Annotated in this window: 7 protein-coding genes; 2 read left to right on the top strand and 5 right to left on the bottom strand. The window is 72.0% G+C overall.

The window, feature by feature from the left end; genetic code table 11:
* A partial coding sequence (locus VQ02_RS00635; protein WP_048442218.1) for a dipeptide ABC transporter ATP-binding protein occupies nucleotides 1-1,495 on the bottom strand: 1,495 nt, incomplete at its 3' end.
* Nucleotides 1,496-1,608: 113 nt separating this feature from the next.
* Entirely contained in the window at nucleotides 1,609-3,021 is a 1,413-nt protein-coding gene (locus VQ02_RS00630; protein WP_048442217.1) for a M20 family metallopeptidase, read from the bottom strand.
* Between the two features lie 48 nt (nucleotides 3,022-3,069).
* Here VQ02_RS00630 and VQ02_RS39680 point away from each other — a divergent pair, with 48 nt between their 5' ends.
* The gene (locus VQ02_RS39680; protein ID WP_280818926.1) at nucleotides 3,070-3,204 is read left to right on the top strand and encodes a hypothetical protein; all 135 of its coding nucleotides are present in this window, start codon (nucleotides 3,070-3,072) and stop codon (nucleotides 3,202-3,204) included.
* An 83-nt stretch (nucleotides 3,205-3,287) separates the two neighbouring features.
* Here the strand turns inward: VQ02_RS39680 and VQ02_RS00625 are convergent, their stop codons facing one another.
* From VQ02_RS00625 to VQ02_RS00615, 3 genes are read right to left on the bottom strand one after another with little or no spacing between them, the layout of a single operon-like run.
* Nucleotides 3,288-4,220, bottom strand: a complete 933-nt coding sequence (locus VQ02_RS00625; protein WP_048442216.1) for an ABC transporter permease — start codon at nucleotides 4,218-4,220, stop codon at nucleotides 3,288-3,290.
* Nucleotides 4,217-5,131: an ABC transporter permease gene (locus VQ02_RS00620; protein ID WP_048442215.1), complete on the bottom strand. Its 915-nt coding sequence runs from the start codon at nucleotides 5,129-5,131 to the stop codon at nucleotides 4,217-4,219. The genes VQ02_RS00625 and VQ02_RS00620 overlap by 4 nt, the downstream gene beginning before the upstream one ends.
* A gap of 12 nt (nucleotides 5,132-5,143) precedes the next feature.
* Entirely contained in the window at nucleotides 5,144-6,664 is a 1,521-nt protein-coding gene (locus tag VQ02_RS00615) for an ABC transporter substrate-binding protein (RefSeq protein ID WP_209436958.1), read from the bottom strand.
* A 197-nt stretch (nucleotides 6,665-6,861) separates the two neighbouring features.
* Between VQ02_RS00615 and VQ02_RS00610 the strand changes: the two genes are divergently transcribed.
* Nucleotides 6,862-7,761 (top strand): LysR family transcriptional regulator, encoded by a 900-nt coding sequence (locus tag VQ02_RS00610; protein ID WP_048442214.1) that lies wholly within the window; start codon nucleotides 6,862-6,864, stop codon nucleotides 7,759-7,761.
* Nucleotides 7,762-7,786 lie beyond the last annotated feature (25 nt).

The following is a 7,786-nucleotide window of genomic DNA, read 5'->3' as shown; positions in this document are numbered from 1 at the left end:
GCATCACCGCGATCCGGTCGCAGATCGTGGCGGCGACGCGCAGGTCGTGGGTGATGAACAGCATCGCGATGCCGAGCCGCGCTTTCAGGTCCTCGAGCAGGTCGAGCACCTGGGCCTGGACCGAGACGTCGAGGGCCGAGACCGCCTCGTCGGCGACGAGCACGTCCGGCTCCATGGCGAGCGCCCGGGCGATGCCGATGCGCTGGCGCTGGCCGCCCGAGAACGCGTTCGGGTAGCGCTCGGCGGCGCTCGGGGGGAGGCCGACGAGGTCGAGGAGCTCGCGCGCCCGTGCCCGCGCCTGCCGGGAGGGGGTGCCGTGGGCGATCGGGCCGCCGGCGATGATCTGCTCGACGGTGCGGCGCGGGTTGAGCGAGGCGAACGGGTCCTGGAAGATCATCTGGATCCGCTTTCGCTCGTCGCGCAGGGCCGTCGGTCCCAGAGCCGTGAAGTCGAGGCTGCCGAGGCGCACCGTGCCGCGGTCGGGCTCGACGAGGCGGATCGCCAGCCGCGCCGTGGTCGACTTGCCGGAGCCGGATTCGCCGACGAGGCCGAGGGTCTCGCCCCGGCGAAGGTCGAAGCTCACCTCCTTCACCGCCGCCACCACCCGGGCCTTGCCGAGCAGGCCGGTGCGGGTCGCGTAGGTCTTGGCCAGCCCTGAGACCGAGAGGGCGACCGGCGCCGCGGTGATCGGCTCGCGCGGCGGCGGGGTCAGGCTCGGCACCGCGGCGAGCAGCGCCCTGGTGTAGGGGTGCCGGGGGTGGCGCAGGACCGCCTCGGCCGTGCCCGCCTCGACCAGCCGCCCGCGCTGGAGCACCGCGACGTGGTCGGCGATGTCGGCGACGACGCCGAAATCATGGGTGATGAACAGGACCGCCATGTTGCGGCGCCTTTGCAGGTCGCGGATCAGCTTCAGGATCTGCGCCTGGGTCGTCACGTCCAATGCCGTCGTCGGCTCGTCGGCGACGAGCACAGCGGGCTCCAGCGCCAGCGCCATCGCGATCATCGCCCGCTGGCGCTGCCCGCCCGAGAGCTGGTGGGGGTAGGCCCGCACGATCTGCTCGGGATCCGGCAGCCCGACCTCGCCGGCGAGCGCCACCGCGCGGGCGCGCCGCTCCCGGGGGGTGAGCAGGTCGTGGGCCTCGAACATCTCGGCGATCTGGTCGCCGATGCGCATCACCGGGTTCAGCGCGGTCATCGGCTCCTGGAAGATCATCGCTATCCGCCGGCCGCGCAGCGACCGCCAGGCGCGCTCGTCGAGGCGCAGGAGGTCGCGGCCCTCGAACAGGATCTCGCCGCCCGCGACCCGGAGCGCCCGCGGCAGCAGGCCGGTGAGCGCGTAGGCGCTCATCGACTTGCCCGAGCCCGACTCGCCGACGACGCAGAGGATTTTTCCCGGCGTCAGGTCGAGGCTGAGATCCTCGACCGCGTGCGGACGGTCGGCGCCCGCCGGCAGGGCGAGGGTCAGGTTGCGGATCTGGACGACCGGTTCGCTCATCATCGGCCCCTCGCTGCCCGGCGGCCTCGCGTCGGCGGGTCGACGCTGCGTCCGCTCAGGCCTGTGTCGTGTCCCAGGTTCTTGCCGCGGCGGCATTTCCGTCGCGGCGTGGTTCAGGCGGCCCGGCGCCTGGCGAGCACGTCCGGCCCGGTCTCGCCGAGGTCCCAGAACAGGCCGGCCATCAGCCCCAGCGCCTCGCGGGTCGCCGGTCCCAGCAGGTGCTCGTCCGGCGCGTGCTGCGAGCAGGCCGGGTAGGAGTGCGGCACCCAGAGGGTCGGCAGGCCGAGGATCTCCGAGAAGGCGTCGTTCGGCAGCGAGCCGCCGAGATTGGGCAGGAGCGCCGGACGCTTCCCCGTGCTGGCCTCGATCGAATCCAGCGCCCACCCCACCCACGGGTCCTCGACCGGCAGGCGGGTGGCGCGAAAGACCTCGGTGCGGGTCGCCCGCACCTCGACCATCGGGAAGCCCGTCTCGTCGAGGTGCCGGCGGATCGCCGGCAGGATCCCCTGCCAGTCGGTGCCGACGACGAAGCGCAGCTGCATCGTTGCCTTGGCGGAGGGTGGCACCGCGTTCTGCGGCCCGTCCGGATCGCCGCACTTGAAGGCCAGGACTTCCAGGGTGTTCCAGCCGAAGACCCGCTCGGCCGGGCTCAGGCCCGGCTCGCCCCAATCCACGTCGATCGCCGGCGCGTCGGGATCGCCCCCGACCGTGATGTCGGACAGCGCCGCGCGCACGCCCTCGGGGATCGGCGGCGGCCGCAGGGCGTCGAGGAGGATCCGGCCCTGCCCGTCGACGAGGCTCGCGATGGCGCTCGCCAGCACGGTGCCGGGGTTGCGCAGGAGCCCGCCCCAGTTGCCCGAGTGGTGGCCGCCCTCGCGCAAGGCGACCACCAATTCGAAGGTGTACCCGCCGCGGGAGCCGAGGAACATCGTCGGCCGCTCGGCGCTGACCCGCGGCCCGTCGGAGGCGATCAGGAGGTCGGCGGCCAGCGCTTGGCCTTCCGCGCGGCAGACCTCGCGCAGGCCCGGCGAGCCGGTCTCCTCGCCCATCTCGATCAAGAGCTTGACGTTGAAGCCGAGCCGGCCCCCGCGGGCCTTCATCGCCGCCTCGAGCGCGCCGAGGTTGATCAGGTGCTGGCCCTTGTTGTCGGCGGTGCCGCGCCCGTACCATCGCTCGCCCTCGACCACGACCTCGAGCGGATCCAGCCCGGCGCGCCACTGCTCGGGGTAGTTCCGCACCGTGTCGCCGTGGCCGTAGGTCAGCAGCGTCGGCAGGTCGTCGCCCTCGTGCCGGGTCGCGATCAGGAACGGCCCGTCACCCTCCTTCGGGTTGTCGAGGATGCGGACCGCGAAGCCGAGCCGCGACACCAGCGGGGTGACGAACCCGGTGAGGTAGGCGGCCAGCGCCGGCCCCTGGCCCGGCGCCTGGCTCTCGGTCGGCAGGCCGACCGCCTGCCGGAGCACGGCGAGGAAGCCGCCGTCGTCGAAGTGCTGGTGGGCCAGCGCGATGGCGTCGCGTCGGGACATGGAAGGACTCTCTTCTGTTCTACGCGTGCGGGAAGAGGATGAACGGCGATGTTGGTTGAGATGAAGGTGGCATTGAACGCCTCCATCGTCATTCCGGGGCCGCGCAGCGGAGCCCGGAATCCAGATCCGCTGGCGCTTCAGGAAAACGAGCTGCCGCGTCCCGCCCCGTTCTGCATCGCCTGAGTTCCTGGATTCCGGGCTCCGCTGCACGGCCCCGGAATGACCCGGTGGGTGTCCGACCCTTGTCGAGGGGATCGAGCACACCCTCAATGCCGCCCCTCCGGGGCGGTGATGTCGCGCACCCCGTCGCCCAGGAGGTTGATGCCGAGCACCAGGACGAGGAGGGCGATTCCCGGGATGGTGATCACCCAGGGCTGGAAGAACATGTACGGCTTGCCCTCGGCGATCATCAGCCCCCAGGAGGGGAGGGGCGGCTGCACGCCGAGGCCGAGGAAGGAGAGCGCCGCCTCGAGCAGGATCGCGTGCGCCATCTCCAGGGTCGCCACGACGATCAGCGCGTTGAGGATGTTGGGCAGGATTTCCTGGGCGAGGATCCGCACCGGGCCGAAGCCCGCGGCCCGGGCGGCGGCGACGAAGTCCTGGGCGCGCACCTGCCGGGTCGCCGCCCGCGTGACCACGGCGAAGCGGTCCCAGAGCAGGAGGCCGAGCACCAGCACCACGACCTTGAGCGAGCCGCCGACCAGCGAGGCCATGGCGAGCGCCACCAGCACCACCGGCATCGCGAGCCGCGTGGTGACGACGTAGCTCACCACCGCGTCGACCCGGCCGCCATAGTAACCCGCCAGCACCCCGAGGGTCGTGCCGATCACCCCCGAGATCAGGGCGGCCGAGATCCCGATCAGGAGCGAGATCTGGCTGCCGTAGATCAGGCGGCTCAGGTAGTCGCGCCCGAGCTTGTCGGTGCCGAGCAGGTGCTCGACGCTGCCCTTGGCGTGCCAGACCGGCGGGATCAGCCGCCGCGAGACGTCCTGGGCATAAGGATCGTGCGGGGCGATCAGGGGGGCTGCGACCGCCGTCAGCACGATGAGCCCGACGATTGCCCCCCCGATCAGGAAGCCGCCGTGGGACAGGCCGCGGCGGAGCGCGAGCGCCGCCGGCGAGCGGGAGGGGGGCAGGACGACCTCGGCCGCGGCCGGGGCAGGAGCCTGAGCGAGGCGGGAGGCGGGCTGGGTCGTCATGAGCGCAGGCGCGGGTCGAGGAGGGCGTTGAGGAGGTCGGCGGCCAGCGTCAGGGCGATGTAGATCATCGCCAGCACCAGCACGATCGCCTGGACCACGGGAAAGTCGTTGCGGGCGATCGACTCCCAGGCGAGCTGGCCGAGGCCCTGGAGCGAGAACACCGCCTCGATCACGATCGAGCCGCCGAGCATGAAGCCGAACTGCACCGCGGCGAGCGCGATCACCGGGATCACGGCGTTGCGCAGCGCGTGGCGGACCAGGATCTTGCGCGGGGGGAGGCCCTTGGCGCGGGCGGTGCGGACGTAGTCCGAGGACAGCACCTCGAGCATCCCGTTGCGGGTGAGCCGCATCACCGCCGGCATGGCGTAGTAGCCGAGCGCGACCGCCGGCAGCACGAAGTGCTTCCAGGTCGCGTTGCCGGAGACCGGCAGCCAGCGCAGGTTGACCGAGAAGATCAGGATCAGGGTCAAGCCGAACCAGAAGCTCGGCATCGCCTGGCCCAGCACCGAGACCGCGAGCGCCGCCCGGTCGAGCCAGGTGTCGCGGTAGAACGCCGCCAGCACCCCGAGCGGGATCGCGACGAGCAGCGCGACGGCGAGCGCGATGACGCCGAGCGTCAGGGTCACCGGCAGGCGGGAGGCGACGAGGTCGGTCACCTGCTCGGGGAAGTAGAACGAGCGGCCGAAATCGAGGTGAAGCGCCCGCCAGGCCCAGGACCCGAACTGGACCAGGAGCGGCTGGTCGAGCCCGTGCTGCCGGCGGATCGCCGCGATCTGCTCGCCGGTCGCCTCCGGGCCCGCGATGGCGGTGGCGATGTCGCCCGAGAGGTGCAGCAGCACGAAGCTCGCCACCGAGACGGTCAGCGCGACGCTGACCGCCACCAGGATGCGGCGAAGCGCGAAGCCCAGCATCGCTGCGGCCCCCTACTTCCAGGACGCCGCGTAGAACCGCGGCACCTCGTCGGCCTGCGCGGTGAAGGCGAGGTCCCGGCTGAAGGCGTAGTTCGACGGGTAGGAGAACATCGGCAGCGCGTAGGCTTCCGATCCGATGCGTCCGAGCGCCTCGGCGTACTTCGCTTTGCGGACCGCCGGATCGGTGCTGGTGTCGCCCGCCTGCAGCGCCGCGATCACCGCCGGGTCCTTGGCGAGGTCCTCCTCGCCGCCGCGGAAGTAGATGCCGGTGAAGGCCGAGACGTCGTTGATCGAGAACGAGCCCCAGGTCTGGAAGCCGATCGAGGTCTTGCCGCCCCGCAGCGCGTCGCGGAAGGCGGCGTAGCGCAGGTAGTTCAGCCGCGCCTTGATGCCGACGGCGCGCAGGTAGCCGAGCACCGCCTCGGCGTAGTCGCGCTCGCGATAGGCCGAGAGGTCGATCTCGAAGCCGTTCGGGTAGCCCGCCTCCTTGAGGAGCGCCCGCGCCTTGGCCGGGTCGTAGGCGTAGGCCGGCACGCCCTCGTCGGTGCAGCCGAACTGGTCGATGAAGCAGGCGGCGTTCATCACCCGCGCGCCGCCGCGCACGATGTTGTCGACCATCGCCTTGCGGTCGATCGCGTGGGCGATCGCCCGGCGCACGCGGGCATCCTTCAGGGGCGAGGCCTCCATCGCCCGGCCCTGCACGTCGAACTGCAGGAAGCCGACCCGCATGGTCTCGGCGGAGAGCACGGTCAGGGCGGGGTCCTGCTTCAGCTGCTCGGCCTGGTCGCTCGGCACGCGCCAGATCCAGTCGACGCCGCCGGTCATCAGCTCGGCCATCCGGCTGTCGCCGTCCGGGATGACGCGGAACTCGAGCTTGCCGATCTTCGGCCGTCCGATCGGGCTACCGGGCCAGTACTTGTCGTTGCGCACCATCCTCACGCCCTTGCCGCTGTCGACGGCGACGACGCGGTAGGGTCCGGTGCCGACCGGCGCCTTGCTGAAGCCCGCGAGGCCCACCTTCTTGAAGTAGGCGGCCGGCAGGATCGGGGTCGGGCCGGAGAGGTACTCGAGGGCGGCCGGGAACGGCGCCTTCAGGTGGATCCGCACCGTGTGCGGGCCGGTCACCTCCGTCGCCTTCATCCAGTCGACGTTGCCCTTGGTGACGATCTTCGCCTCGGGCGTGAGCACGTAGTTGAACGTGAAGGCGACGTCCTCGGGGGTGAGGGGATCGCCGTTGTGGAAGGTCACGCCCTCGCGGATCGTCAGCTCGAGGGTGACCGGGTCGATCCAGGTCCAGGCGGTGGCGAGCATCGGCTGGTGCTGGCCGGTCGCGGGATCGCGGTGGATCAGTGTGTCCCACACGTTGCGGGCCAGGATCACGCCCTCGCGGGCGCTGTTGTGGTAGGGGCTGACGTTCTCCGGCTCGCTGTCGGAGGCGTAGACCAGGGTATCGTTGGCCTTGCCCGCGAGGGCCGGGCCTGCGGCCCCGGCGAGGAGGCCTGCGGCGAGCAGCGCCGCGGCCGCGCTGCGCATCGGGATCGCCCGCGCCCGGGCCGCGTGGGTCTGTCTCGGCATGTCGGCTTCGCCTCGCTCCAGGACCGCGACCGCGCCCTGATCGTCGGATCCGGGCTGCCGCATTCTTCACCATGCCAGGATGTTGCGCAGAATCGATCGCAACAAGTCGAATTTATCGATATCCTCGTTGCCGAAACGGCAAGGCAGGAGCGTCGATGCAGGCTGCGGGGCTGCGCTACTTCCTGGCGGTCGCGCGCGAGGGGTCGATCGCGGCGGCCTCCGCCCGGCTCAACGTCGCCCCCTCGGCGATCAGCCGGCAGATCGCCAACCTCGAGGCCGAGCTGGCCTGCATCCTGTTCGAGCGCCGGCCGCGCGGCATGGTGCTGAGCCCGGCCGGCGAGCTGCTCGCCCGCCACGCCCGCGAGGTGCTGGCGAGCGCCGATCAGGTCGTCACCGAGATCCGGGAGCTCGACGGCCTGCGCCGGGGCCTGGTGCGCGTCGCCTGCACCGAGGCGTTCGCCATCGACCTCGTCCCGACCGTGCTGGCGGAGTTCCACCGGCGCCATCCGGGGATCCGGTTCGAGCTGAGCGTCCTGCCGCCGGGCCAGGTCACCCACCGGGTGGTCCAGGGCGACGTCGACGTCGGCATCACCTTCAGCCTTTCGCCCTCCGGCGACACCGCAATCGCCTACCGGCACAGCCTCGACATGGTGGCGCTCTGCGCCCCCGACCATCCCCTGGCCGGGCGGGAGCGGGTGGGCTTCGCCGACCTCGCCGCCTACCCGATCGCCCTGCTGCCCCGGGACACGACCCTGCGCACCGTCCTCGACGTGGCCTGCGCGGCGGAGGGGGTCGCCATCGAGCCGGCGCTGACCTCGAACGTCCTCTCGGCGCTCCTGCCCTTCGTGCGCCGCACCCGCGGCCTGACCCTGGTGTCGTCGATCGCGCTGCAGGACCAGGTCGGGCGCGGCGAGTTCCGCGCGCTCCCGATCCAGTCGCGCCGGAGTCTCGCCCGCGGCATCGAGGTCCAGACCATGCGCGACCGGCGCCTGCCGCGGGCGGTGCAGGCGTTCCTGACGGCGCTGGTCGCCGCGCTGCCGCCGGTGCGGGAGTGAGCCTCGATCCGCCGGCAGCCTCGGC

Source organism: Methylobacterium variabile (assembly GCF_001043975.1).
Lineage (GTDB): Bacteria > Pseudomonadota > Alphaproteobacteria > Rhizobiales > Beijerinckiaceae > Methylobacterium > Methylobacterium variabile.
Note: the sequence above shows the minus strand (reverse complement) of the source record. Positions and strands in the feature narration are given on the sequence as shown.